This is a genomic window from Blastomonas fulva, assembly GCF_003431825.1.
Classification (GTDB): Bacteria; Pseudomonadota; Alphaproteobacteria; order Sphingomonadales; family Sphingomonadaceae; genus Blastomonas; species Blastomonas fulva.
In genome coordinates this window covers 1,042,001-1,066,316 of record NZ_CP020083.1, presented here as the reverse complement: position 1 = coordinate 1,066,316, position 24,316 = coordinate 1,042,001, and the positions used below count along the sequence as shown (strand labels likewise).

Below are 24,316 nucleotides of genomic sequence, written 5' to 3'. Positions count from 1 at the left end.
GCTCCTTCTTTCAGCGGCGGAAATAGTCTTCGACGTTCAGGAAGGCGCGCTGGCCTTCGGGCGTCGCATTGCGGATGGCGTCGTCTTCGCTGGTCACCGGGCCACGCCAGGCGGTCGCGCGCAGCGGAGTGACGGTGTAGTCGGCACGCGGATCGAGCACATGCGGCACGTTGGCGATGACCACGATCACCTCCATCTCGGCGCGCAAGGTCACGCTGCGACCGCCTGCGAACGGGCCGATCTCGGGCACGATCGCGCCGTCTGCGGCGATCTTCGCGCCCTTGAACAAGGTGATGCACGGATGGACATCGCGCCGTTGCAGCCCGTGCTTGGCGGCGCCGAGCAGGAAGCGGTCGCGGCCGTTGGGATGCGGACCGCTGTTGCTGCCATCGCCGTATTTCGCGGCATTAGTGGCAGCGTTCGAGGTTCCGCAGAACGCATCGTGCGTACCCGCATCGTCCTCGAGGATGCTCATCAGCACCCGGCCCATGTCCGACAGCAGCAATTTGCCCGCGCCCAGATAGGCGTTCCACTGCACCTTGACGGTGTCGGCGACATTGAGCCGTTCGGTCGGTATCTCGGCGTTGAACAGCTGCAGCGCGGCACAGGCATCGCCCCCGGTGTCGATCAGCCGCAACCGGGTGCCGCGCGCCAGCCGCCGCGTGGCATAGCCGCCTGCTGCAATCGTCTCTTCCCACACCAGATCGTCGGGCGAGACGCCCTCGGGCAGGTCGGCGGCGACCGGCGGTAGCAGCGGCATCGCCTCGACCCTGGTGCCCGCCATCGACCGGGCATGCTCGCGCGCGGCGTTCGGATCGGCAAGGACAGCGCTCATGCGGCGGCTCCTTCTGCAAGGTTTGCATCGGGCTCGTACAGCGGCGGCAGCAACGCAGTGGTGGTGACCAGCTGGAGCTGATGCACCCCGCGCACCCGGCGCAGTGCATCGCAAAGATCCTTCAACCGCACGGCTGGGCCCTGCACCAGCAGCACCTCGAGCGACTGGTCGTCCTCGAGGAAGACGTGCTGCGAGGAGATGACCTCCTTGAGATACTCCGCCTGGGTCTGTGCGAGCTGATGGCGCACCCGGCCGCGGTCGCCGCGATAGACGATGGTGATGGTGCCCGCGAGCATCTCGTCGGGGCGGGTGTACGCCTCGTGCTCGGCGAGCGCGTGGCGGATCAGCTCGGCGATCAGCTGCGAGCGCGACGGCAGGCCGCGTTCCTCCACCATGTTGTCGAGCTGCCGAAACAGCTCGCCGGGCAGGCTCATCGAGAGCCGGGCAAGGCTTGTGGGTTCGGTACTCACGTCAGGCACTCTCTTGTGGTTGGGCTTGGGGCAGGGGAATCGGCGGGACTTCGGGTTCAGGCTCGGGGTCCTTGCGCAGCGCGATGTCGTAAACCGCGGTGGCGCCGAAACGGTGCGGCGCGTGCGGATCGTGGCGGCGCTTGTCGAGCGCGAGCACGCGGGTTCCCAATGTGAACGCCTCGCGGATGTCGTGCGTCACCATGATGATGGTGAGCTGATAATCGCGCCACAGCGACAGGATCAGCTTGTGCATGTCGGCGCGAATGCCCGGATCGAGCGCGCCGAACGGCTCGTCGAGCAGCAGGATGCGCGGGCGCTTGATCAGCGCCTGCGCGATCGCCAGCCGCTGCTGCATCCCGCCCGAAAGCTGCGCGGGATACAGGTGCATCGAATCGCCGAGGCCCACCGCGTGGAGCATCGCTTCTGCTTCGGCGTGCGCGGCGCGGCGAGCCGATCCGAACAATCGCGCCGAGAGCGGCGCCTGCGCGCACTCCAGCCCGAACACGGTGTTGCCCAGCGCCGAGAGATGCGGAAACACCGAGTAGCGCTGAAAGACGACGCCGCGATCGGGTCCGCATTCGGGCGCGAGCGGCGCGCCATCCAGCGCGATCGCGCCGCGTGTCGGGCGCTCCTGGCCCAGGATGATCCGCAGCAAGCTGCTCTTGCCCGCGCCCGAGGGCCCGACGATCGAGACGAACGATCCCGCCGCGATATCGAGATCGACCCGCTCGAGCACGATCTTGTCGCCATATTCGACCCACACATTCTGCAGACTGAGGATCGGGCCGGGAAGCACAGGCTCGGTCAATGGCTGGCTCCCGTCGCCCAGGGAAACGCCCGCCTGCCGGTCCAGGTCAGCGCCGCATCCATCAGGATGGCGAGCAACGCGATCCACGCGACATAGGGGATGATGACGTCCATCGACAGATAGCGGCGTACCAGGAAGATGCGGTAGCCAAGCCCGACGTCCGAGGCGATCGCCTCTGCCGAGATCAGGAACACCCAGGCCGGACCCAGCGCCATGCGCACCGCATGGATCAGCCGCGGCATCGCCTGGGGCAGCGCGACTCGGATCATGATCTGCCACGAGCTTGCGCCCAGGGTCTGCGCCTTGATGATCTGCTCAGGCGGCAGCGCGCCGACATGCGCTGCGATATCGCGCACCATGACGGGCGCGATGCCGATGACGATCAGCGCCACCTTGGCGGTCTCGCCCAGCCCCAAGGCGATGAAGAGGATCGGCAGCAATGCGATCGGCGGGATCACCGCGATGCCGGTGACCAGCGGGCCGAAGGTCGCGCGCACCGGTGGCAGCACGCCGAGCACCAGCCCGACCACCAGCGCGGTGATCGTCGCGATCCCCAGGCCCAGCCCCAGCCGCTGCAGGCTGGCAAGCGTATCGACCCAGAAGGTGAGCTGCCCGGTGAGCTGGTCCGGCTGGAACATCAGCGCGGACATGGCGGTGATCATCGCGCCGGGCAGCGGCAGGATCTTGTCCATGGGGTTGTCGGCATGGCGCTGCGCCGCCATCACCAGATAGACCAGCATCAGCAGCACGATCGGCGCTGCCCCCAGCAGGACGCGCTGGCCGCGGCTCAGATGAAGGTTGACCCAGCGCATGCCCGTTGTCTCTCCTGCCGCCGCCGACCGATCAGAGCTTGCCGTCGGCGGCGAGCTTCATGAAGCTGTCGTCGAAGCGCAACGTCACCCTGTCGGGATTGCCCAATGTCTTGCCGCCGGGAAAGCCGATGCCGACATCGTCGGCGGAGCTCGCGCCCTTGAACAGGCCCTTGGAGAAGCTGAAGTCGCGCACCAAAGTCATCGTCTCGACCAGCGAGGGCGAGGTGGTCGCGGCGAGCGCTGACTTGGGGTCGGCATAGAGGAAGGTCGTCGCCAGCTGGCTGTCGAACATCTCTGGGCTGGCGCCGGAAAGCTTGGCCATCGCAGCGCGCGCGGCCTTTCCTTCGGCATCCTGGCGCTGCATCAGCGCGACGGTTTCGTACCAGATACCGACCAGCGCCTTGGCAAGATTGGGGTTGGCCTTGAGCGTGGCGGTGTCGACCACCATCAGGTCGAGGATTTCGCCTGGAATATCGGCCGAGCTGAACACCAGGTTCACGCCCTTCTCGGCCTTCATCACCGAAAGCTGCGGGTTCCACGCGACCGCCGCGGTGACATCGGGCGCACCGAAGGCGGCGACGATATCGGCGTCCGAGGTGTTGACGGTCTTGACATCGGGCGCCTTCAGTCCCGCCTTGTCGAGCCCGCGCGCCAGCAGATAGTGCGAGACCGACAGCTCGACGAGATAGGCCTGGCGGCCTTTGAGCGCGGCGAGCGAATTTGCACCCTTGAGCAGGATGCCGTCATTGCCGTTCGAATAATCGCCGACGATGATCGCGGTGGTGTCCTTGCCGCCGGCTGCCGGGATGGTCAGTGCGTCCATGTTGGTGACGGTCACCCCGTCGAACTTGCCCGCGGTGTACTGGTTGACCGATTCCACGTAATCGTTGACCTGCACCAGGTTGATCGTGATGCCGTATTTGTCCGCCCATTTCTTCACGATGCCGGCCTGCTGCGCATAGGGCCAGGGCATCCAGCCGGCATAGATCGACCAGCCGATGGTGAACTCGGTCTTTGCTTCAGTCTTGGGATCGGGGCCCTGCGAACAGGCTGCCAGCATGAGAGACCCTGCGATCAGCACTGCAGTGCCGAGTTTGCCCAAAAGCCTCATCATGATTCGATCCCCTTTCGCAGCGCAGCATCGCAGAGTTGTGGCGGTTGTCCATCTAAAAATATTACCCGCAGAAAAAAGCGTAATACCGAAGATGGCGCGCGCGCTGCACGTCGGAGGCGGTGTCTCGGCTTGCCTGAGCTGTTGCAGCAGCGCACCCGGAAGACCATTTTCCCGGCAAATTCGGGAGATAGCCGCCGTAGCGAGTCGAAGGGGGCCGGGTGTTGCAAATCGGCCAAAGTGATTCGGTGCGGCGATCTTGTTCCCTCACCCCGCGCCTCAAACGGGCATTTCCGGACATATGCGGAGACAGAGCAACGGCTTGGAAAAGCGTCATTTTGTGCGCTGCAGCATGAAATTCGTTCATACTGAGCAGGTGCAAAAATATTACGCTTGACGCATTACGTAATATCCATACCGTTAAGCACATCGTTTCTGCGATGGCGGGTGAAAGAAAACCGATAGTTCCAAGCGAGGGTGAGTGGACCAAGGCCAGGCCTCAGTTGATGCTCTTTTCGGCGATGTGCTGCTGATGCACGCCGCCGGGTATCAGCCGGGTGCACGGGTCTGCAGCCTTAACCTCGCAGGCGGTCATGGTGACCTGGGAGGGCACCTTGCCAGATATCCGGCAATCAAATGCCGGGGCGATTTCTGTCTCAAAAACAAGGGCCGGAACACGGCCGACAAGGTGCCGGCCTAGCCAGAGCGCCAGAGGGGAAGGATGTCATTCACACGAAAGGCTCACCGATAAGGGGGGTCCGAATGACACGAAAAATGTTCCGCAACACACTGCTTGGCGCAACCATGCTGATGGGCTTTGGCACCGGTCCCGCGTTCGCGCAGGATTCCGCGCAGGAATCCGAAGCCCCGAACAGCGCCGACACCATCGTCGTCACCGCAACCCGGCGCGCGACCTCGCTGCAGGATGTGCCGATCAACATCAGCGCGATCGGCGCGGACGAGCTGGCAAAGCAGCGGATCGATGACGTTCGCGACATCTCCGATTTCACACCGGGTCTCACCATCGTCGATACCGGGCCCAGTTCCACCGGCAGCATCGTGCTGCGCGGTCTCAATGCGTCGGATTCGAGCGCGACCGGGGATTCCTTCGACAACGCGCTTGGCATCTATCTGGGAGAAGTCCCGCTCTATTACGATTTCAAGCTGATCGATATTGCCCGCGTGGAAGTCCTGCTGGGTCCGCAAGGGACGCTGTACGGCCTCGGCACCCTGGCAGGTGCCATCCGCAACATCCCCAACCGGCCCAACCTCGATCGTTTCGAAGGCGAGGTGCACGGCCGCTTCTACGCCAAGCAGCATAGCGGCGATCTGGGCTATCAGGCTGACGCGGTTATCAACATCCCGATCATCAAGGATCACCTCGCGTTTCGGTCGGCCACGGGATATTATTTCGACCCCGGCTTTATCGACTATCCGCTGCTGGTGCAGCGTCCCGGCATTTCGCTGCCTCAGCCCAACGGGCCCAATTTCGTCACCCCGGCAGGCTATGCGGCAAATCTGCGGCGCGAGAACGACGTCAATTTCGAAAAGACCATCACCACCCGCAACCAGTTGCTGTATCAGGCGAGCGAAGACTTCAAGGTCATCCTCACTTACGCCTTCCAGCAGACCAAGACCGATGGCGGCCAGTACAACAGCGATGGCGTGTTTGGCACCGGTCGGTATCAAAGCGCGGTCCGCTTTCTCGAGCCGGTCAAGCGCCGGGCGCACCTTGCCAGCGTCGAGATCAACGCCAATCTCGGCAATATTGCCGATCTGGTCGCGACCACCGCCTATACCGATGTCAAGAACAACACGAGCAGCGACATTACCGACCTGCTGCTTGACCTCGATTATGGCTATGAATCGTTCCCGGCCTTTGCGGGCTTCAATGAGAACCAGAATCGCCGCAAGCAATTCAACCAGGAAATCCGCTTCGTCTCGCGCCATGGCGGCCCATTCAACTGGGTTCTCGGCGGTTTCTACAACGAACAGAGGCTCGACAGCTTTGGTCGTGAACGCCTGCCCAACCACCCCTTCATAGCGTTCGGAACGCAGCCCAATCCAGACGAGGTCGAATATGCAGCCTTCACCCGGTCGAAAGTGACCGAAAAGGCGATCTTCGGTGAGGGCACCTTCAGGATCACGCCTGAATGGCAGGTAACGGCAGGCGCGCGCTACTATGACTATACTTCGTCCATTGCGGGCCGCGCAGTGCTGCCCATCCTGGGCGATCCCATCAGTCCTTTCGATCTGCCGCCGGCTGGCGGGGATGCCGGGGCCAATGGCTGGGTGTGGAAGTTCAACAGTTCCTACAACTTCACGCCCGACATCATGCTCTACGCCACCTACAGCAAGGGCTATCGCGTTGGCGGTCCCAACTCTGTGGCACCCTGCGGACCACTGGTACCAGGCCAACAGGCGGTGTGCGCTCTGCCGGAGGAGGAACAGTTCCTGCCGGATACAACCAAGAACATTGAAATTGGCGTCCGCGCGCAGCTTTTCGACCGAATGCTGACGGTCAACGCCAATGCGTTCACGATCGACTGGGACGGTATTCAGGTCGGTTCTGCGACCATCAACGGGGTTGTCGGGATCACCGTCAATGGCGGCAAGGGCAAGGCCGAAGGATTTGAAACCTCGTTCCAGCTGCGGCCGGTTCCACGTGTGTCGATCCAGGGAACCTATGCCTATCTGGATGCGAGGCTCACACAGGATGTTCCCGCGCTCATCGCGGTCAACAGTCCCGCCGGAATATATCCAAGCCGTCCCATCCGGCTGGATGCGCTTGCGGGCGACCGCCTGCCCGGCTCGGCAAGGAACAGCGGCAGTCTCGGGGCCACCTATACGGCACCCCTGGGTGAGGGCAGCATCGTTGCCGACTGGACCGCAACCTATCGCGGCAGCGTCGTCACCCGTATTGGCTGGGACCGTGCCTTTGGCGACAAGTTGCCCAGTTTCACCACGCACCGTGCATCGGTGTTCTATGACACCGAAAAGTTCAGCATCGGCGTGTTCGCGGGCAACATCTTCGACAAATATGCGGTCGGCTCGGTTTCCAACGACCGGTCACGCGTCGGCCTGAACGATGGCGTGCGGCTGCGCTATTTCCGGCAGAACGTCATCAACCCCCGCACCTTCGGCATCGAAGCGCGGTTCAAGTACTGAGCCGCGCGGGTGTCGGGTCTGCAACCTTTCATCAGGCTGGGCGCGGCGGTTCTGCTGGCGGGGTGTCTGGCAGGCACCCCGCCAGCCGGGGCAAAAACCGCAGCGCCTGCCCGGCTGTTTGCCGAGCGCTGGATCGACGGCACCAACGGCGCGGAACCCGCCACCCAGGTCCAGGCGCTCGACGCGGATACCTTCGTCATCCGCCAGTCGGTCCACAGCAATTTCGAGGCGCCGTTCCTCTATCTGCTGTTCGGGCGCGACAAGGTGCTGCTGATCGACAGCGGCGCGGACGGTGGGCAGATCGTGCCGACCGTCGACCGGCTGATCGCCGAATGGCTGATCGCGCACAAGCGCAGCGCGATCCCGCTGATCGTCGCGCACAGCCATTCCCATGGGGACCATATCGCTGCGGACGCCGCGTTCGCAAAGCGGCCCGGCACGGTGGTCGTCGGGTTGAAGCCGGCGGATGTCGCGGCGTTCTTCGGCATCGATCCCTGGCCCGGGGATGTTGCGACATTCGATCTGGGTGGCCGCGCGCTCAGCATATTGGCAACCCCCGGGCATCAGGCCGCCGCGATCATGGTCTATGATCCGCAGCTTAAACTCCTGATTTCGGGCGACACGCTCTATCCCGGACGGCTCTACATTCCGGTCAACTTCCTGGGCGACAACCGCAAGAGCATCGACCGGCTGGCGGCCTTTGCCAAACGGCACCCGATCCGCGCGGTGCTGGGCGCGCATATCGAGATGACCCGGACGCCGGGGCGAGATTATGCCCACGAGGTGGCAAGCCACCCCGACGAACATGCGCTGGAACTGCCCGCTGCCGCGATCGCCGAGCTGCGCCAGGGGCTCACCGCCAGGCTCGACGTGCCCGACCAGGGCCAGGTGCACGACCACTTCATCATCATGCCGGTGGGTGCCCGTGCGGAGTGACGACATAGACCAGATCTATGGGATCTATACCGCATTGCCATCTGGCGTGATGGGGCGGTTTTCACGACGGTAAGTTGAATTTCATCATCCTGATGCCCCGGTTTTCTGCGGCTTATCCAAGGTCACCGGGTCAGCAACTGCGAGTACAGGCATATGGACGGAGTTCGCGTAGGCAATCGCATCATCGGCGGGCAATCGCCGGTCACCATCGGCTGGGAAAACATCCCGCGGGTGCAGGGCGGGCCGGTCAAGCAGTTCGTCTTCACCTATTTCCAGCCTGCGGTTCTCTTCGCGATGGTGCTGTTCTGGTATTACGCCCCCAACTCGATCGCCAAGGCCTCGACCGCGATCGGCATCGGCATCGCGTTCCGCGTGCTGCTGCTGGTGCTCGAATGGGTCAACCCGCGCTTCGAAAGCTGGCAGCTGACCTGGAAGGAGCTGGTCACCGACCTGTTCTATGTCGGGCTGGGCTATACCATCCTCAACATGGTCGACAATTACATCGGCAGCGATGTGCTGATCGAATCGCTGCTGAGCACCTATGACTGGGGCAAATTCAGCTGGTTCACCGGCCTGCCGCTGCTGGTCCAGGCGTTCCTGATCCTGTTCATGTTCGATTTCGGCCAGTACTGGATGCACCGCGGCATGCACAACTGGTACCCGCTGTGGCTGACTCACTCGGTGCACCACTACATCACCCAGCTCAACATCAACAAGGGCGCGGTGGGCAACCCGGTGGAGCTCTTCCTGATCGGCCTTGGCATTGGCGGGCTGTTCGATTTCCTGCCGCGGGCAGCCTTGCTCGCGGGCGCGATCGGCATGTCGATCGGGGTGTATCAGCACATCAACGTGCGGTTCAACACGCCGGCCTGGTGGCGCTTCCTGTTCAACACCACCGAGCATCACAGCCTGCACCACTCGCAGGATTTCGAGGCGACGCGCAGCAACTATGCCAGCAACTTCATCTTCATCGACAGGATTTTCGGTACCTGTGTCGACGGCGAGGCCGAACTGCTGGGCATGGAAGGCGGCCGCCGCATGTCGATCCGCGAACAGATGCTGTTCCCCTTCACCGAAGGCTGGAAGACGACCAAGCAGCGCTTCGGCAAGCGCGAGGCCACGCCGGACGCGCCCTTTGCCGACAGCAATGCGATTGCGGCTGAATGATCGACCAGGCCCAGTCGCTCGGCGACCATAGCCCTCATCCTCAGACACCCTTGTTGCAGGGATTTCAGATGAACCTGCGCTTCATCGACTGGCTCTGGAACATCCGGGGCAGCGTTCCCCTGCCGCCGGGCCAGTCGGGGGAAGAGGCGTTTGCGAGGCTTGATCCGCTGTTGCAGCAGCCCGGCACCAGCTGCGAGCGCAGCGGCGAGACCCTGGTGTTCACCAAGAAGGACCAGGCCGCGCAGGACAGGATGTCGATCTTCGATGCAGGAGCGCTGCAGATCGAACAGGGCGCGGACGGCGCGGTGCTGCGCTATCGGCTGTACAGCCGCGCGCTGCTGTTTTGCTTGCTCGCGCCCTTGCTGTTCATCGCCTTCGGCCAGATGATCGTGGGTATCGGCGTGCTGGAAGGCCCCCCGACCGAGGCCGAACTGAAGGCCGAAAAGGCCAAGCAGGAGGCGAAGGACAAGAAGGTCCAGACGCTGAACCCGATCGATCAGTTCCTTGGCGCACCGGCCCCCGAAAAGCCGAAAAAGGACGAAAAGGACAAGGCGAAGGACAAGGCCAAGGACAAGAAGCATTCGCCGACCGCAGCCTATGTCTTCGCCGCGATCTTTGCGGTGCTGTTCGTCGCCGGGCGGATCCTGGAAGACTGGCTGATCCGCAAGCGCTTGCGGCAGGCGCTGCACGAAAGCTGAGAGGGGCCCCTGGTCCCGGCGCCACCGAGCCCAGTCCCACATCATCCGCCACCCGATGCGCTGTTCGCGCCCGGCTTGATGTGGCTGCTTCGTTCCTAGCCTTTTTGCGTGCCCGGCTCCCTCGCTCGCCGCGTCGAGGAGAGAGGCCAAGGCCCCAGCGCACAGCATCACCTCTCTACCCGCTCTTGCCAGGCATCACGGCCCGCAGCGCACCGCAGAGCGCCCGCTCGCACCCCCCAAATGCAATCCGGCCCGGAAGTCTGCACTTCCGGGCCGGATCGGTTGTCTGCGGTGGAGCGATGCGAAGCTTAGTGTTTCACGCCCGCCCACACGTTGCGATAGGCCATATAGCCCAGGCCCGTCGCGATGATCAGGAAGATCAGCACGGCCCAGCCGGTCTGGTGGCGCTTTTCCAGCGTGGGCTCTGCGGTCCAAACCAGGAACGCTGCCACGTCCTTGGCCATCTGCTCACGGGTCGCGTTGGTGCCGTCCGAATAGGTGACGATACCATCGCTGCCCAGCGGGTTGGCCATCGCGATGTTCAGGTTCGCGAAGTAGGGGTTATAGTTCAGGCCCGGTCCCGGCATGGCATCGGGGAAGCGCTTGGCGAGTTCCGCCGGCGGTTCCTGATAGCCGGTGAGCAGCGAGTAGATATAGGCTGCTCCGCCATGACGCGCCTTGGTGATCAGCGAAAGATCAGGCGGCAGGGCGTTGTTGTTGGCTGCGCGGGCAGCGGTTTCGTTGGCATGCGGCGAAGGGATGAAGTCGGCCGGAAGCGGCTTGCGCGTCGTGGCTTCACCGGTGGCCGGATCGATCGACGGGGTCTGGGCGGGCCAGTTCGCGGCGATCGCCTTCACTTCGTCTTCGTTATAGCCAAGCTCGCCCAGGTTGCGGAAGGCAACCAGCCGCATCGAATGGCAGGCTGAGCAGACTTCCTTGTAGACCTGGAAACCGCGCTGCAGCTGCTGGCGGTCGAACTTGCCCATCGGGCCGTCGCTGCTCAGCGACAGCTTCTTGGGGTGTTCGTGGAAGGCATGCTCTGCGGTTTCCTGCGGCGGCTCGCTGATATAGGCGACCGCTCCCACACCGAACGAGACCAGCAGCCAGCCGCTGAAGAACAACCCCACCAAAAATGCACCAATGCGAATCATGTCGAATGACTTTCCTTTTAGCGTCTGGCGTTATTCGGCGGGCTGCAGCGCGGGGCCGCCAGCGGTGCCGATGCTGTCCCGGCCGAGCACGCTTTCCGTGATCGAGAAGGGCAGGGGCTTGGGCTTTTCGATCTTCGCGATGATCGGCAGGATGATCAGGAAGTGCGCGAAGTAATAAGCCGAAGCCAGCTGGCTGAGCATCACGAACGGCTCTTCAGCCGGCGCGCCACCCAGATAACCCAGCAGCAGCACGTCCAGCACCAGGATCACGAAGAAGATCTTGAACAGCGGACGATAGTTGCCCGAACGCACCGGCGAACGGTCCAGCCAGGGCAGGAAGAACAGCAGCAGGATCGAGGCGAACATCGCCAGCACGCCGAGCAGCTTGGCCGGCACGATGAAGAAGTCGAAGGTGAAGGCGCGCAGGATCGCGTAGAACGGCCAGAAATACCATTCGGGAACGATGTGGGCGGGCGTCGAGAGCGGGTTGGCGGGGATATAGTTGTCCGCATGGCCCAGGAAGTTCGGCGCAAAGAACAGCACCGAGCAGAACAGGATCAGGAACACACCGAGGCCGAAGCCGTCCTTGGCGGTGTAATAGGGGTGGAACGGAACGGTGTCCGATTCCGACTTCACTTCCACACCGGTGGGGTTCGACGAACCCGGAATGTGCAGCGCCCAGATGTGCAGGATAACGACACCGGCAATCACGAACGGCAGCAGATAGTGCAGCGAGAAGAAGCGGTTCAGCGCGGCGTTGTCGGGCGCAAATCCGCCCAGCAGCCAGGTCTGGATCGGCTCGCCGACCAGCGGGATCGCGCCGAACAGGCCGGTGATCACCTTGGCACCCCAGAAGCTCATCTGGCCCCAGGGAAGCACATAGCCCATGAAGGCGGTCGCCATCATCAGCAGGAAGATGACCAGGCCGAGCAGCCAGATCATTTCGCGCGGGGCCTTGTACGAGCTGAAATACAGCCCGCGGAAGATGTGGATGTACACAACAATGAAGAAGAAGCTGGCGCCGTTGGCGTGCGCGTAGCGCAGCATCCAGCCCCAGTTGACATTGCGCATGATGTGTTCCGTGGAATCAAAGGCGACCAATGCGTTGGGCGCATAGTGCATCGCCATGATGATGCCGGTCACGATCTGCATGACCAGGGCGACCCCGGCGAGAACGCCGAAGTTCCAGAAATAGTTCAGGTTGCGCGGAACCGGATAGCCGGCGCCGATCGCGCCATAGACCAGCCGCGGCAGCGGCAGGCGTTGATCCAGCCATTTGGTCAGATCGGACTTCGGTTCGTAATGCTTGGCCCAGGAAAAGCTCATCTTCTATGCTCCTCAACCGATCTTGATGACTGTGTCAGACAGGAATTCATATTCCGGCACGACAAGGTTGGTCGGGGCCGGACCTTTGCGGATCCGTGCAGCGGTATCGTAATGCGAACCATGGCAAGGGCAGAAATAGCCGCCGAACTCGCCCTTCACCTCGCCCTGCGCCGCGCCCAGCGGCACGCAGCCCAGATGGGTGCACACGCCCAGCGTGACCAGCCAGTTGGTCTTGCCTTCCAGCGTACGGTCGGCGAGCGACTGCGGATCGCGCAGCGAGTTCACGTCCACCTTGTTGGCGGCGTCGATTTCGGCCGGCGTCAGGTTGCGGATGAACATCGGCTGTTTGCGCCACACGGTCTTGATCGCCTGGCCCGGTTCCACCGCCGAAACATCGACTTCGGTCGAGGCCTGGGCGAGGACGTCCTTGCTGGGCGCCATCTGCGTGATCAGCGGGATAAGAACCGTGGCTGCACCAACGCCTGCAAAGCTGACCGCTGCAATGTTGATGAAGTCACGGCGACGGACACCATCGGATTCGATGGCCGCGCTACCGTCTTGATTCATGGTTACTTGTTCTGCCATGTCGCTAACCTGACCCTCAAGCTATTGAAAAGTTGATTGATTTTTTCGATGCTGAAAGCGGCATGGCACGGCGTTGCCCTTCGCCCGTCCGCATGATTGGGGGCCTGATAGACGCAAAAACGTCATTTTGCCAACAACGAAATTGGCGCGGCGCAGCATAGTTTTCATGAATGACGGATGATGGCGCGCACAAAATTGCGCGACCGGCCCATCGGCTGCGTGACTTGGCCGTCGACAGCGCTAAAGCAGGGGCATGCGCATCGCTCTGTACCAACCCGACATCGCCGGAAATGTGGGGGCCATTTTGCGGCTGGGCGCCTGTATGGCGGTTCCGGTAGAAATCATCGAACCGTGCGGCTTCGTGTTCGACGACAAGAGGCTCAAGCGCGCGGCGATGGATTACGGGCCGCTGGCCGAAATGCGCCGGCATGCCGACTGGGAGGCGTTTCAGGCGTTCCGCAAGTGCTTGGGTGCACGGCTGGTGCTGATGAGCGCGCATGCGCCCGCCAGCATCTATCGCACCGAATTCCGCGACGACGACATCCTGCTGATGGGGTCGGAAAGCGCCGGCGTGCCGCCGCATGTCCGCGATGCGTGCGAGCTTGCCACCACCATCCCGATGGCGCCCGGCCTCAGATCGCTCAACATATCGGTTGCAACCGGGATTGCGCTTGGCGAGGCGCTGCGGCAGACACGGCAACTGGGCGATGCATGAAGGCGTACGCCAGCGCAGGGGAGCATGATGACCGATTGGACTGAACAGAGAGTGGCGGCGCGGGGCTGGTTCGAAAGCCTGCGCGATGCAATCTGTGCCGAATTCACCGCCATTGAGCGCGAGGCGGGCTCGGACGCCGAGTTCGATTATTCCGCATGGGACCGGACCGAGGCCGATGGATCGCATGGCGGCGGCGGCGTGCGCGGGCTGATCAAGGGCAAGGTGTTCGAAAAGGCGGGAGTCAACGTCTCGACCGTCGAGGGCCGGTTCAGCGAGGAGTTCGCCAAATCGATCAACGGCGCGGGCGAGGACCCGCGATTCTTTGCATCCGGAATCAGCCTGGTCGCGCATATGTCCAATCCGCACGTACCCGCGGTGCATATGAACACCCGTTTCCTTGTCACCACCAAGGCATGGTTCGGCGGAGGAGCCGATCTCAACCCGCCGCTGCCTTACGCCGAAGATACGGATGATTTTCACGCCCGGATGCAGGCTGCGTGCGATGCGCACAATCCGGACTATCATGCCAGGTTCAAGGCCTGGGCCGATGACTATTTCTATATCCCCCATCGCGGCGTGCACCGCGGCGTAGGCGGCATCTTCTACGATCATCTCGAATGCACCGACCAGCCGACGTTTGATGCCAATTTCGCGTTCACCCAGGACGTCGGGCGCGCATTTCTCGATATCTTTCCCGCATTGGTGCGCAGGCGGATGGCGCAGGAATTCACGCCCGCCGATAAGCACCAGCAATTGGTGTGGCGTGGGCGCTATGCCGAATTCAACCTGATCCACGATCGGGGGACATTGTTCGGGCTCAAGACCGGGGGCAATATCGACGCCATCCTGATGAGCCTGCCGCCCGAAGCGGTGTGGGAGTAGACGCGCGATGACGGTGGAGCGGCTCGATCATGTCAACATCATCGCGCAGGATCTGGCCGTCACCGCCCGTTTCTATGCCGAGCTGCTCGACCTCGAAATCCGCGACGCGCCGCCGCCGCTGACGCCGGACAACGCGCAATGGGCGTATGACCGCAATGGCCAGGCGGTGGTGCACATCAACAGCGTGGATTGCCCGCGCACCTTTCCGCGCGATGTCGCGCCGGGGCCCACCGGGTCGATCCACCACATCGCCTTTCGTTGCGAAGGGTTCGACGCGATGGAACAGCGGCTGCAGGCGAGGGGCGCGGAGTATTCGGTCAACACGGTGAATGCGATCGGCCTCAGCCAGATCTTCACGCTCGATCCCAATGGCGTGTTGCTGGAGCTCAATTTCTTCGCAGGGTGATGCAGGAGGGGATGCGATGACGGTGCGGTCCATATCCACCCATCCGGTCCATCTGGGCCTTGGCGCAAAGGCCATTACGCTGCCGCCGATGGATGGAGCGGCAGAATGGTACCAGGATTACGAGGCACGGACCGCGAGCGACGGCATCGAGGGGCGGCTGGTCACCCAGTTCACCTTCGATGCACCCTGGACGATGTGGGAGATGCACCCGGCGGGCGACGAGGTGGTGCTGTGCACCGCGGGGCGGATGACGCTGCATCAGGAACATCCCGATGGCACGGTGACGACGCTCGAGCTTGGCCCCGGCGATTATGCGATCAACCCGCCGGGGGTGTGGCATACCGCGGATGTCGACGGCACCGCGACCGCGCTGTTCATCACGGCGGGGATGGGGACGCAGAACAGGGTGCGGTGAGGCTGCGCCGCGCGCCCCTCCTTCTGTCATCCTGAACTTGTTTCAGGACCCATCGTGCCGAATGGACCGAAGCCGCGTGAGGAGAAATGGGCCCTGAAACAGGTTCAGGGTTACGAGGGTGGTTTGGCGCCACGGCTTCGTTCCAATCCTCCCCCCATTGACAGCCGCCCACCTTGCCGCCAATCGCACGGGCCATGGCCAGCGCTTCTGCTCCCCTTGATGACGCCCGTTTCGGGCTGGACCGGCGGGTGACTTTGCTCGGTCCGCTGCCGCTCGATTGCGGCGCGGCGCTGGCGCCGGTCGAGATCGCCTATGAAAGCTATGGCACGCTGAACGCGGACAAGAGCAACGCGGTGCTGATCTGCCATGCGCTCACCGGCGATCAATATGTCGCGTCGACCCACCCGATCACCGGCAAGCCCGGCTGGTGGCAGCGGCTGGTGGGTCCAGGCAAGCCGGTCGATCCCGCGCGTGATTTCATCGTGTGCGCCAATGTCATCGGCAGTTGCATGGGCTCGTCGGGGCCCGCGACGGTCAACCCCGCGACCGGCGAGCCCTGGGGCATGGATTTTCCGGTGCTGTCGATCGCGGACATGGTGCGCGCGCAGGCGCTGCTGCTCGATTATCTAGGCATCGAAACGCTCGCGGCCGTCATCGGCGGGTCGATGGGGGGCATGCAGGCGCTGAGCTGGCCGGTGCTGTACCCCGACCGGGTGCGCGCCGCGCTCGTCATCGCCTCTACCGCGCGGCATTCGGCGCAGAATATCGCGTTCCACGAGGTCGGGCGCCAGGCGATCATGGCCGATCCGCGCTGGCGCAAGGGGGCCTATTATGCCGATGGCGATGTGCCCGCATCGGGGCTCGCGGTCGCGCGGATGGCGGCGCACATCACCTATCTGTCCGAAGCGGGTCTGACCGAGAAGTTCGGGCGCAGACTGCAGGACAAGACCGGCCAGGATTGCGCCAATCAGACGGGGGGCAGCAGCTTCGGCTTCGATGCCGATTTCCAGATACAGAGCTATCTGCGCCACCAGGGGATCAGCTTCGTCGACCGGTTCGATGCCAACAGCTATCTCTACATCACCCGCGCGATGGACTATTATGATCTCGCGCTGCTGTATGACGGCGTGCTGGCGCGCGCGTTCATGGGGACGAAAACGCGCTTCTGCCTGATCAGCTTCGACACCGACTGGCTGTATCCCACCGCCGAATCGCGGCGCATCGTTCACGCGCTCAATGCTGCGGGCGCCGAGGTGAGCTTTGTCGAGCTGTCCTCGCCCTTCGGCCATGATGCGTTCCTGCTCGAATGCCCCGAGATGAACCGGATCGTCGACGGCTTCTTGCGCGCCGGAGCTTCGACGTGACCGGCCTGCGCCCGGACCTGCGGATCATCGCCGACAATGTGACCCCGGGCGCGCGGGTGCTCGACGTCGGCTGCGGCGACGGCGCGCTGATGGCGGCGCTGCGCGACAGCCGCCAAGTGCGCGCGCGCGGGCTGGAGCTGAACCCGGCGAACGTCAGCGCGGCGGTGACCCGCGGGCTCTCGGTGATCCAGGGCGATGCCGATACCGATCTGGTCGACTATCCGTCCGACAGCGTCGATTATGCGATTCTCAGCCAGACGCTGCAGACCGCGCGCGCGCCGCACAAGGTGCTCGAAGAGCTGTTGCGCATCGGGCGGCAGGCGTTCGTCAGCTTCCCCAATTTCGCGCACTGGCGCATCCGCATGTCGCTGCTCACCCAGGGACGGATGCCGGTCACCCGGCTGATCCCCGAAGCCTGGTATGAAACCCCCAACATCCACCATGTCACCATCGACGATTTCCGCGAGCTGATCGCGCAGCGCGGCTGGACCTGCGATGGCGAATGGTTCCTCTCGGGCGACCAGCAGACCTCGCGCGGCATGGCCAATCTGCTCGCCGAACACGCCGTGTTCCTGCTGCGGAGATAACCGACATGAAGATCGCCATCATCGGAGCGGGGTTGGCCGGGCTGACCGCGGCAGGCGCGCTGAAGCACGCCGGGCACGAGGTCGCACTGTTCGACAAGGCGCGCGGACCGGGCGGGCGGATGTCGATCCGCCGCACCGAGACGGCGCTGGGTATGGCGTTCTTCGACCATGGCGCGCAATATTTCACCGCGCGAGATCCGGACTTTGCCGCCGAGGTGGCCCGCTGGCAGGCAGGCGGGTCTGCGGCGCGTTGGCCGGCTGCGGGCGCGGATGCCTGGGTCGGTACGCCGGGGATGAACGCGATCATCAAGGCGCTGGCTGCGGACCATCAGGTGCGCTGGACCTGCCGGATCGAAAGCATTGCGCGCGAAGTGAAAGGGTGGAGCCTCAGGCATTCCGAGGGCACAGAAGCCGCCGATGCGGTGATTGTCGCAGTTCCTGCAGAGCAGGTGGCGGATCTGGTGGCGGTGCATCAGCTCGATTGGGCGGAGCTCGCGCAGGCAACGCACTCGCAGCCCTGCTGGACGGTGATGGCCGCATTCGATGCGCCGGTCGCCATCGCGGACGATTGTCTGCGCACCCGCGGTGCGATCGGCTGGGCGGCGCGCAACAGCGCCAAGCCGGGACGGACCGGGCCGGAAAGCTGGGTGGTGCAGGGTTCGCCTGACTGGTCGACGGCGCATCTGGAAGACGAAGCCGAGGCGGTCAGCGCGCTGCTGCTGGCAGAGCTTGCAGCAATGGCCGGTGGCGTGTTGCCTGCGACCCTGTCGGTGCAGGCGCACCGTTGGCGCTATGCAATGTCGGGCTCTGCAGGCAGGACGGCGTTGTGGGATGGATCGCTGGGGCTGTGCGGCGACTGGCTGGTCGGGCCCCGGATCGAGAGTGCCTGGACCTCTGGCCGGGCGCTCGCGGCGCTGGTCGTATCGGGCTGAGCGCGCTTCGGCTCAGACGATTGCGCTGGGCGCCAGGCTGGCGGCAATGAACATCGACGAGGTCACGATCGCCACAACGGTGGTGAACAGCTGACCCTGGATGCTTTCAAGACCGGCGATAAACATGGGATATTCCTTGACGATTTGTGCGGGGTTGATCCTGCGGGCGATCAGACGATCGTTCCGGGGCCGATGCTGGCTGCGATGAGCACGAAGGACGAGACGGCAGCGAGCAGGGTAGCGATGAGGTTCATGACGGGATTTCCTTGTATCTGGTGAGTGGAAGTGTGGGTGGTTCAGACGATCATGCCGGGCAGGACGCTGGTGGCGATCAGAACGGCAGAGCAGATCGTGGCGAGAGCGGTTGCGAGAATGTTCATGAGAATGTCCTTTTCAAATAATGGGGTTGTGGAGGTGTGCGCGGATCAGACGATCGCGCCGGGGATGACGCTGGCAGCGATGAAGACGCTGGAGCAGACGATGGCGAGAGCGGCGGCGATCAGCTGGCTCTGGGCGGCGGTGAAGATGGTCATGGGTACGTCCTTTCATGTGTTTCTGTCGGTTCCGACCGGGTTGGCCGGAGATGCCAGACACATTGCACAGGGCGTGCCAGTTTGAAAAACAAAGCTAAATCAGTGCCTTGACTGTGAAGCAGGGTTTTTGCGAGATGAACGGATGCTGACAGTTGGGGAAATTTCCCATTAATCAGGATTGCTGTTCGCGCTTCACGCCGCGCCGGTCAGACTGCAGGCGCGATCAGGCCGACGCGTTCGGCTTCGGAGACCATGCGTCGGCTGAAAAATGGCGAAATGGCAAAGCGCGCGAGGATGTCCGGGGCGGGCGTGCCGGGATCGACCCCCACCAGCTTTTCCAGCTCGCCCCAGCTGCGCCGCGCCTCCTGCGTCCGGCCATTGGCCGCCAGCGACAGCGCCTTGGCGAGCAGGAAGTTGGGCTGGGTGGCCTTGTCGCGCGAATCCGCACGCATCGCCAGATCCATCGCCGATGCCGCCTTGCCGTTGAGCTGGCGGGTGATCACCAGCGATGCGATCTGATAGCCGCCCGGTTCGCTGTTCATGGTCAGCGCGCGCTCGAGCACCGGCTCGGCGCCCTGCGTGTCCCCGCACGACAGCAGGAAGGTGCCTGCCAGCCCCAGCGTGTCGGGCTCGAGCGGGTTGCTCTCCACCGCGCGGCGGGCAAAGGCGATCGCCCGGGGGCAATTGCCGCGCGCAAGCGCCGAACGCGCCACCGCGATCTGCGCCAGCGACGAGCGGCCATCGAATTGCAGCGCGGCCTCGGCCAGGTCCCTGCCGCGCTTGGAGGGGACGAGCGGCGTCAGCCGACCGGCTTGCGGGCTGGACAGCGCAAGATAGGACTGCGCCTGCAGGAACAGCGGTTCGTCGGGATAAGCCTCGAGCGAGCGGGCGAGGCACTTTTCCAGCGCCGGGCGCAACGCCGGATCGCGCTGCTGGCGGAAGGCATCATACTGGATCAGGCAGGGATAGCCCGGGCTCGTGTCGTTGCCGATCAGCTTGCGCTGGTGCTGCGCGATCAGCCCGCCCGACCGGGCGATGGCGGAAATACCCGATCCGATTGCCTGCTCGAAATCCGGTGCGGTCAGGCGGCTGCCGTTGCGCGGCAGCTCGTACGACCACAAGGTGGTGCCGGTGGCGCCATGGCGCAGCGTGAGGAACAGCAGTTCGGGCGAGGCCCCCTGCTGGCGGCCGCCTCCGCGCAGCAGCAGCTGATATTCGCGCGCGGCATCGCGCATCGCCGGACTGTCGGAATGCGACCCCATGCTGACAGCGAGCATTTCGAAGCGCTGCAGCTGCATCTCGGCGATCTGCGCGACGGTATCGAGATCGTCATTGCCCGCAGCCGGATCGGTGGTGATCGTGACATGTGCGACCTGCTGGCGCATGTCGCGCCGTGCGAGATCGCGGTCGGCCGCATCGGGTCGCGCCACCAGCCAGATTACATAGAGCAGCGCCAGCAGCATCAGCACCGGCAACGCCCAGATCAGCCAGCCGCGATCGACTCCCTGCGGCACCGGTGGCGGGGCTGGCTGGAGCATGGATGCGGACGAGGACGGGATCGGCAGGACCGTCGGGGTCGCTGCCGCTGCCGGATCGGCCGCCTGCGCAGCGCCCGTCGCCGGAGTCTGGGGATCCGCCGCCGCCGGACCTGCACCTGCCCGTTCGGGCGATACCGTGGTCAGCGGCAGCAGCTCGACATTGTAATGGCCCACGGGAATGGCGATGCGCTGGCGGCCATGCGCCTGGTCGGGGGTCAGCGCGGCATAATGCAGATCGAGCATCTTGCGCAGGCGCCCGACCTGAACGCGGGGGTAGCTGTCGCTTTGCGGATCGAAGCTGTCATTGCGGCCCAGCCCTTCGACCGCGATCTGGTAAGCCTTCAGCCGCGCGCCATGGCCCGCGAGCGTCTGATCGACAAGATATTCGAGAAGTCTGCGCAGGACCGGAGACCGCACAAATTCGGGCGATTGCATCACCAGTGCCAGTTCGCTTAGCAAAGCGATTCTGTCAGGTTGCGCGCTCACGTGATGCAGTCCCTTCGGGGTTGCCTGTCGCCATTTCTTGCGGATGAAGCGCCCTGAACCTTTATCATGTCCGCACTTGTGAAACGCAGACGATATATAGTTGAATGTAACTTTGCAATTGGACGTGACATGAAAATCCGCGTCTCGCCCAAGAAACCCGGCTTTTCACCGTTACACGTAGTTTCACCTCTCCAGATCGGTGCTTTTTCTGACTGAGGGCTTGGAACCTTGGGGGTTCGACCCTATCGAGGCAAAGACATGCACTCCTTCCACACAGCGTCACCCGCTCCGAGCGGTAAACAGCCCGCGATGCGGCAGACGCTCGCGCGCTTCCTGCCCTATCTGTGGCCCGATGGCCGGCCCGACCTGAAGCTGCGCATCTGCGGCGCGATGCTGATGGTGCTGCTCGGCAAGGCGGCTGTGCTGTCGATGCCCTTTGCCTACAAGGCCGCGATCGACAGCATGACCATCGACGGCACCACCATGGCGATGGTGGCGATCACCGCGGTGCTCGCTTATGGCGCGGCGCGGCTGGGATCGGTGCTGTTCGACAATCTGCGCAACGTGGTGTTCGAGCGCGTCGGGCAGGAGGCGACGCGGACGCTTGCGGAGAACGTCTTCGTCCAGCTGCATACGCTGTCGCTGCGCTTCCACCTTGCCCGCCGCACCGGCGAAGTGACCAAGGTCATCGAGCGCGGTACCAAGAGCATCGACGTGATGCTGTATTTCCTGCTGTTCAACATCGCGCCCACCGTGCTCGAGCTGATCGCGGTGCTGGTGATCTTCTGGATCAACTTCGGCATCGGCCTGGTACTGGCGACGGTGGCCATGGTCGCGCTGTACATCGGCTTCACCCGCATCGTCACCGACTGGCGCAACCACTTGCGCGAGACGATGAACACGCTGGATGGCAAGCAATTGGGCCGCGCGGTGGATTCGCTGCTCAACTACGAGACGGTCAAGTATTTCACCGCCGAGACGCGCGAAGCCAAGCGCTATGGCGATGCTGCGCGCACCTATGCCAACGCTGCGGTGAAGTCCGAAAACTCGCTGGCGCTGCTCAATGTCGGCCAGTCGCTGATCACCAACCTGATGATGGCGGGCGCGATGGCCTATACAATCTGGGGGTGGAGCCAGGGCCTGTTCACCGTGGGCGATCTGGTGCTGGTCAACACGCTGCTGATGCAGCTGTTCCGCCCGCTCGATCTGCTCGGCATGGTCTATCGCACGATCCGCCAGGGGCTGGTCGACATGGCCGCGATGTTCGACCTGATCGATACGCCCGCCGAGATCGTCGACATCCCAGGCGCGCCGGCGCTGGACAGCGCGCTGCCCTCGGTCGAGTTCCAGAATGTCGATTTCGGCTATGATCCCGACCGGCAGATCCTGCACGGCCTCAGCTTCAAGGTGGAGCCGGGGCAGACGCTGGCGATCGTCGGGCCCTCGGGCGCGGGCAAGTCGACCATCGCGCGGCTGCTGTTCCGCTTCTATGATCCGCAAGGCGGGCGCATCCTGATCGGCGGGCAGGACATCGCGAGGGTGACGCAAGGATCGCTGCGCGCGGCGCTGGGGATCGTGCCGCAGGATACCGTGCTGTTCAACGACACCATCGGCTACAATATCGGCTATGGCCGCGAGGGCGCGAACCAGGACGAAATCGTCCGCGCGGCGCATGGCGCGGCGATCGGCACCTTCATTGAATCGCTCCCAAAGGGCTATGATACCGAGGTGGGCGAGCGCGGGCTCAAGCTTTCGGGTGGCGAAAAGCAGCGCGTCGCGATTGCGCGCACGCTCCTCAAGAACCCGCCGCTCACCATCTTCGACGAGGCGACCTCGGCGCTCGACAGCGCCACCGAGGCAGAGATTCTCGACACCCTGGGGTCGCTGGCGCAGGGGCGAACGACGCTGGTGATCGCGCACCGCTTGTCTACCGTCACCCATGCAGATACCATCATCGTGCTGGACAGGGGTCGCGTCGCCGAACAGGGGTCGCACCGCGAACTGCTCCGCAAGGGCGGGCTCTACGCCGCGATGTGGCAGCGCCAGGCGCTGGAGCGCGAGAAGGAAGAGGCACAGACGATATGAAAAGGTCGCTTGCCCTGTCGCTGATGCTGGCCGCCAGCCTCGCCACACTGCCCGGCTGCAAGGACCGCAGCCAGGGCGAGCGCTCTCCGGTCCAGATGCCGCCGATCCTCGCCTCGCTCTCCGCCGCCCCGTCTGCCTCTGCCGCCTCCGCCATGAAAGACCAGAAAATGTTTACTCCGCTGACCGAAACCATCGAGGTTTCCCCGCAGATTTCGATCGATCAGGTTGCCGCTGCCAAGGCGCAGGGCGTGACGATGATCATCAACAACCGCCCCGATGGCGAGGATCCGTCGGCCCCGCAGGGCGCGGACATCGCCGCGGCCGCCGAGGCGGCGGGGATCGATTATGTCGCCATCCCCGTCACCCATGCCGGGTTCTCCGGCCCGCAGGTCGATGCGATGATCGCGGCGCTGGGCAAGGCGGAGGGCAGCGGCGGCAAGGTGCTGGCCTATTGCCGCTCGGGGACCCGCTCGACGCTTCTGTGGTCGCTGGCACAGGCCAAGCAGGGCAGGAGTCCGGCTGAGCTCAGCCGCGTCGCCGCCAATGCAGGCTATGATCTCAGCCCGATCCGTCCGATGCTCGACGCGCTCTCGGGGCAGGTGGAGTGACCTACAAATCCTCCCCCGGCCAGCTCGGGGAGGATTGAAACGGCATGGTTAACCCTATCCTAACCATGCTGTGATCAACCTTGGCCATTCCGCTGCGGCACATCTGCTTGCGGAAAGGCAAGGAGAATGCGGCATGGCGAGCCATCCCGGCGCAGCATCGGGCAATTCATCGGCGGCGTTGACGCTGGCGGAACTGCGCGAGTTCGCAAGTTTCTCGCCCGGGGCGCAGCGCTATATCAAGCGCGCGCTCGATATCGGGCTGGCGCGCGAGGATGCGTTCAAGCGCTGGGCGCGCAACGCCGAGGAAACCGCCTCGATCCGCATGCACTATCTCGTCTACCAGGATTTGAAGCTGTTGCGCGGCAATGTGCCCGATGCGCCGCACGAGGACGGGTTCGAGCATTTTATGGCGCTGCTGGTGCGGCTGGCGGCGTTCGATCTGGCGCAGGGCCGGATCGAGAGCTTTTCGTCGTTCCGCTTCCTGTACGAACGCCTGCTGGGCGCAGATGTGCGGCCCTGGCTGCCATCGGCCTATTGCGCCGCGGCCGCGCTGCCGCAGATCCAGCCCGACCGCCGCAAGATCCTGCTCCAGTCGATCAGCGAGGCTGCCGCCACCGCGCCCGGCTGGTCGCTGCGCGCGCCGGTGTTCTTCCCCGAATGGGTCGAATGGGTGAGCGGCGACGCCGCGCACTGACCTG

The 24,316-nt window shown here is 63.9% G+C and carries 23 protein-coding genes; 14 read left to right on the top strand and 9 right to left on the bottom strand.

The features are described from left to right. Positions 1–10: 10 nt before the first annotated feature. From B5J99_RS05045 to B5J99_RS05025, 5 genes are read right to left on the bottom strand one after another with little or no spacing between them, the layout of a single operon-like run. Positions 11–835 carry an urea amidolyase associated protein UAAP1 gene (locus B5J99_RS05045; protein ID WP_117351743.1) on the bottom strand — a complete coding sequence of 275 codons (825 nt, stop codon included), beginning with the start codon at positions 833–835 and terminating at the stop codon, positions 11–13. Beyond that, complete coding sequence (locus tag B5J99_RS05040) at positions 832–1,269, bottom strand: CopG family ribbon-helix-helix protein (RefSeq protein WP_369814856.1); 438 nt, start codon at positions 1,267–1,269, stop codon at positions 832–834. Before B5J99_RS05040 ends, B5J99_RS05045 begins: the two co-directional genes overlap by 4 nt. 37 nt (positions 1,270–1,306) lie before the next feature. After that, positions 1,307–2,113 (bottom strand): ATP-binding cassette domain-containing protein, encoded by an 807-nt coding sequence (locus B5J99_RS05035; protein WP_117351742.1) that lies wholly within the window; start codon positions 2,111–2,113, stop codon positions 1,307–1,309. After that, entirely contained in the window at positions 2,110–2,925 is an 816-nt protein-coding gene (locus B5J99_RS05030) for an ABC transporter permease (protein ID WP_117351741.1), read from the bottom strand. The genes B5J99_RS05035 and B5J99_RS05030 overlap by 4 nt, the downstream gene beginning before the upstream one ends. A 31-nt stretch (positions 2,926–2,956) precedes the next feature. Beyond that, entirely contained in the window at positions 2,957–4,039 is a 1,083-nt protein-coding gene (locus B5J99_RS05025) for a putative urea ABC transporter substrate-binding protein (protein ID WP_117351740.1), read from the bottom strand. 759 nt (positions 4,040–4,798) lie between these two features. On the opposite strand from B5J99_RS05025, the gene B5J99_RS05020 reads away from it, so the two are divergent. From B5J99_RS05020 to B5J99_RS05005, 4 genes are all read left to right on the top strand, one after another. Then, a complete protein-coding gene (locus tag B5J99_RS05020) occupies positions 4,799–7,204 on the top strand; it encodes a TonB-dependent receptor (protein ID WP_117351739.1) in 2,406 nt (801 codons plus the stop codon). A 9-nt stretch (positions 7,205–7,213) separates the two neighbouring features. Continuing rightward, positions 7,214–8,140, top strand: coding sequence for an MBL fold metallo-hydrolase (locus tag B5J99_RS05015; RefSeq protein WP_245991748.1), 927 nt, complete (start codon positions 7,214–7,216; stop codon positions 8,138–8,140). A gap of 153 nt (positions 8,141–8,293) precedes the next feature. Next, positions 8,294–9,307 carry a sterol desaturase family protein gene (locus B5J99_RS05010; protein ID WP_069051024.1) on the top strand — a complete coding sequence of 338 codons (1,014 nt, stop codon included), beginning with the start codon at positions 8,294–8,296 and terminating at the stop codon, positions 9,305–9,307. Positions 9,308–9,375: 68 nt separating this feature from the next. Then, a complete protein-coding gene (locus tag B5J99_RS05005) occupies positions 9,376–10,005 on the top strand; it encodes a hypothetical protein (RefSeq protein ID WP_117353362.1) in 630 nt (209 codons plus the stop codon). A 308-nt stretch (positions 10,006–10,313) separates the two neighbouring features. On the opposite strand, the gene B5J99_RS05000 is transcribed toward B5J99_RS05005, so the two are convergent. Genes B5J99_RS05000 through petA form a run of 3 tightly spaced genes read right to left on the bottom strand, consistent with a single transcriptional unit; the run spans position 10,314 to position 13,049 of the window. Next, on the bottom strand, positions 10,314–11,156 hold the full coding sequence (locus B5J99_RS05000) for a cytochrome c1 (protein WP_054135032.1): 843 nt from the start codon (positions 11,154–11,156) through the stop codon (positions 10,314–10,316). 30 nt (positions 11,157–11,186) lie between these two features. After that, positions 11,187–12,482, bottom strand: coding sequence for a cytochrome b (locus tag B5J99_RS04995; RefSeq protein ID WP_054135033.1), 1,296 nt, complete (start codon positions 12,480–12,482; stop codon positions 11,187–11,189). A 12-nt stretch (positions 12,483–12,494) separates the two neighbouring features. Continuing rightward, on the bottom strand, positions 12,495–13,049 hold the full coding sequence (gene petA / locus B5J99_RS04990; protein WP_369814855.1) for a ubiquinol-cytochrome c reductase iron-sulfur subunit: 555 nt from the start codon (positions 13,047–13,049) through the stop codon (positions 12,495–12,497). A gap of 271 nt (positions 13,050–13,320) precedes the next feature. On the opposite strand from petA, the gene B5J99_RS04985 reads away from it, so the two are divergent. The 7 genes from B5J99_RS04985 to B5J99_RS04955 all read left to right on the top strand — a co-directional run bounded on the left by B5J99_RS04985 (position 13,321) and on the right by B5J99_RS04955 (position 18,368). Beyond that, positions 13,321–13,782, top strand: coding sequence for a tRNA (cytidine(34)-2'-O)-methyltransferase (locus B5J99_RS04985; protein ID WP_054135035.1), 462 nt, complete (start codon positions 13,321–13,323; stop codon positions 13,780–13,782). Between the two features lie 27 nt (positions 13,783–13,809). Beyond that, a complete protein-coding gene (gene hemF, locus B5J99_RS04980) occupies positions 13,810–14,664 on the top strand; it encodes an oxygen-dependent coproporphyrinogen oxidase (protein WP_117353361.1) in 855 nt (284 codons plus the stop codon). Positions 14,665–14,671: 7 nt separating this feature from the next. Beyond that, positions 14,672–15,070 (top strand): VOC family protein, encoded by a 399-nt coding sequence (locus B5J99_RS04975; protein ID WP_117351738.1) that lies wholly within the window; start codon positions 14,672–14,674, stop codon positions 15,068–15,070. Between the two features lie 16 nt (positions 15,071–15,086). Beyond that, the gene (locus B5J99_RS04970; protein WP_069051022.1) at positions 15,087–15,485 is read left to right on the top strand and encodes a cupin domain-containing protein; all 399 of its coding nucleotides are present in this window, start codon (positions 15,087–15,089) and stop codon (positions 15,483–15,485) included. Between the two features lie 194 nt (positions 15,486–15,679). Beyond that, complete coding sequence (gene metX / locus B5J99_RS04965) at positions 15,680–16,849, top strand: homoserine O-acetyltransferase MetX (RefSeq protein WP_117351737.1); 1,170 nt, start codon at positions 15,680–15,682, stop codon at positions 16,847–16,849. Then, entirely contained in the window at positions 16,846–17,436 is a 591-nt protein-coding gene (metW, locus tag B5J99_RS04960) for a methionine biosynthesis protein MetW (protein ID WP_069051021.1), read from the top strand. Before metX ends, metW begins: the two co-directional genes overlap by 4 nt. 5 nt (positions 17,437–17,441) lie before the next feature. Beyond that, positions 17,442–18,368, top strand: coding sequence for an NAD(P)/FAD-dependent oxidoreductase (locus tag B5J99_RS04955; protein WP_117351736.1), 927 nt, complete (start codon positions 17,442–17,444; stop codon positions 18,366–18,368). Between the two features lie 739 nt (positions 18,369–19,107). Here the strand turns inward: B5J99_RS04955 and B5J99_RS04950 are convergent. After that, entirely contained in the window at positions 19,108–20,925 is a 1,818-nt protein-coding gene (locus B5J99_RS04950; RefSeq protein WP_162892454.1) for a tetratricopeptide repeat protein, read from the bottom strand. A 309-nt stretch (positions 20,926–21,234) separates the two neighbouring features. Between B5J99_RS04950 and B5J99_RS04945 the strand changes: the two genes are divergently transcribed. From B5J99_RS04945 to B5J99_RS04935, 3 genes are all read left to right on the top strand, one after another. Next, on the top strand, positions 21,235–23,010 hold the full coding sequence (locus tag B5J99_RS04945) for an ABCB family ABC transporter ATP-binding protein/permease (protein WP_211337879.1): 1,776 nt from the start codon (positions 21,235–21,237) through the stop codon (positions 23,008–23,010). Between the two features lie 167 nt (positions 23,011–23,177). Continuing rightward, on the top strand, positions 23,178–23,618 hold the full coding sequence (locus tag B5J99_RS04940; protein ID WP_117353360.1) for a protein tyrosine phosphatase family protein: 441 nt from the start codon (positions 23,178–23,180) through the stop codon (positions 23,616–23,618). A gap of 133 nt (positions 23,619–23,751) precedes the next feature. Next, positions 23,752–24,312, top strand: a complete 561-nt coding sequence (locus B5J99_RS04935) for a hypothetical protein (protein ID WP_054135083.1) — start codon at positions 23,752–23,754, stop codon at positions 24,310–24,312. Positions 24,313–24,316: the final 4 nt, after the last annotated feature.

Bases quoted from the DNA above. Each gene is read 5' to 3' on its own strand.
- B5J99_RS05045 (WP_117351743.1), bottom strand. From the start codon at position 835: ATGAGCGCTGTCCTTGCCGATCCGAACGCCGCGCGCGAGCATGCCCGG.
- B5J99_RS05040 (WP_369814856.1), bottom strand. From the start codon at position 1,269: ATGAGCCTGCCCGGCGAGCTGTTTCGGCAGCTCGACAACATGGTGGAG.
- B5J99_RS05030 (WP_117351741.1), bottom strand. From the start codon at position 2,925: ATGCGCTGGGTCAACCTTCATCTGAGCCGCGGCCAGCGCGTCCTGCTG.
- B5J99_RS05025 (WP_117351740.1), bottom strand. From the start codon at position 4,039: ATGATGAGGCTTTTGGGCAAACTCGGCACTGCAGTGCTGATCGCAGGG.
- B5J99_RS05020 (WP_117351739.1), top strand. From the start codon at position 4,799: ATGACACGAAAAATGTTCCGCAACACACTGCTTGGCGCAACCATGCTG.
- B5J99_RS05010 (WP_069051024.1), top strand. From the start codon at position 8,294: ATGGACGGAGTTCGCGTAGGCAATCGCATCATCGGCGGGCAATCGCCG.
- B5J99_RS05005 (WP_117353362.1), top strand. From the start codon at position 9,376: ATGAACCTGCGCTTCATCGACTGGCTCTGGAACATCCGGGGCAGCGTT.
- B5J99_RS05000 (WP_054135032.1), bottom strand. From the start codon at position 11,156: ATGATTCGCATTGGTGCATTTTTGGTGGGGTTGTTCTTCAGCGGCTGG.
- B5J99_RS04995 (WP_054135033.1), bottom strand. From the start codon at position 12,482: ATGAGCTTTTCCTGGGCCAAGCATTACGAACCGAAGTCCGATCTGACC.
- petA (WP_369814855.1), bottom strand. From the start codon at position 13,049: ATGAATCAAGACGGTAGCGCGGCCATCGAATCCGATGGTGTCCGTCGC.
- B5J99_RS04985 (WP_054135035.1), top strand. From the start codon at position 13,321: ATGCGCATCGCTCTGTACCAACCCGACATCGCCGGAAATGTGGGGGCC.
- hemF (WP_117353361.1), top strand. From the start codon at position 13,810: ATGACCGATTGGACTGAACAGAGAGTGGCGGCGCGGGGCTGGTTCGAA.
- B5J99_RS04975 (WP_117351738.1), top strand. From the start codon at position 14,672: ATGACGGTGGAGCGGCTCGATCATGTCAACATCATCGCGCAGGATCTG.
- B5J99_RS04970 (WP_069051022.1), top strand. From the start codon at position 15,087: ATGACGGTGCGGTCCATATCCACCCATCCGGTCCATCTGGGCCTTGGC.
- metX (WP_117351737.1), top strand. From the start codon at position 15,680: ATGGCCAGCGCTTCTGCTCCCCTTGATGACGCCCGTTTCGGGCTGGAC.
- B5J99_RS04955 (WP_117351736.1), top strand. From the start codon at position 17,442: ATGAAGATCGCCATCATCGGAGCGGGGTTGGCCGGGCTGACCGCGGCA.
- B5J99_RS04945 (WP_211337879.1), top strand. From the start codon at position 21,235: ATGCGGCAGACGCTCGCGCGCTTCCTGCCCTATCTGTGGCCCGATGGC.
- B5J99_RS04940 (WP_117353360.1), top strand. From the start codon at position 23,178: ATGTTTACTCCGCTGACCGAAACCATCGAGGTTTCCCCGCAGATTTCG.
- B5J99_RS04935 (WP_054135083.1), top strand. From the start codon at position 23,752: ATGGCGAGCCATCCCGGCGCAGCATCGGGCAATTCATCGGCGGCGTTG.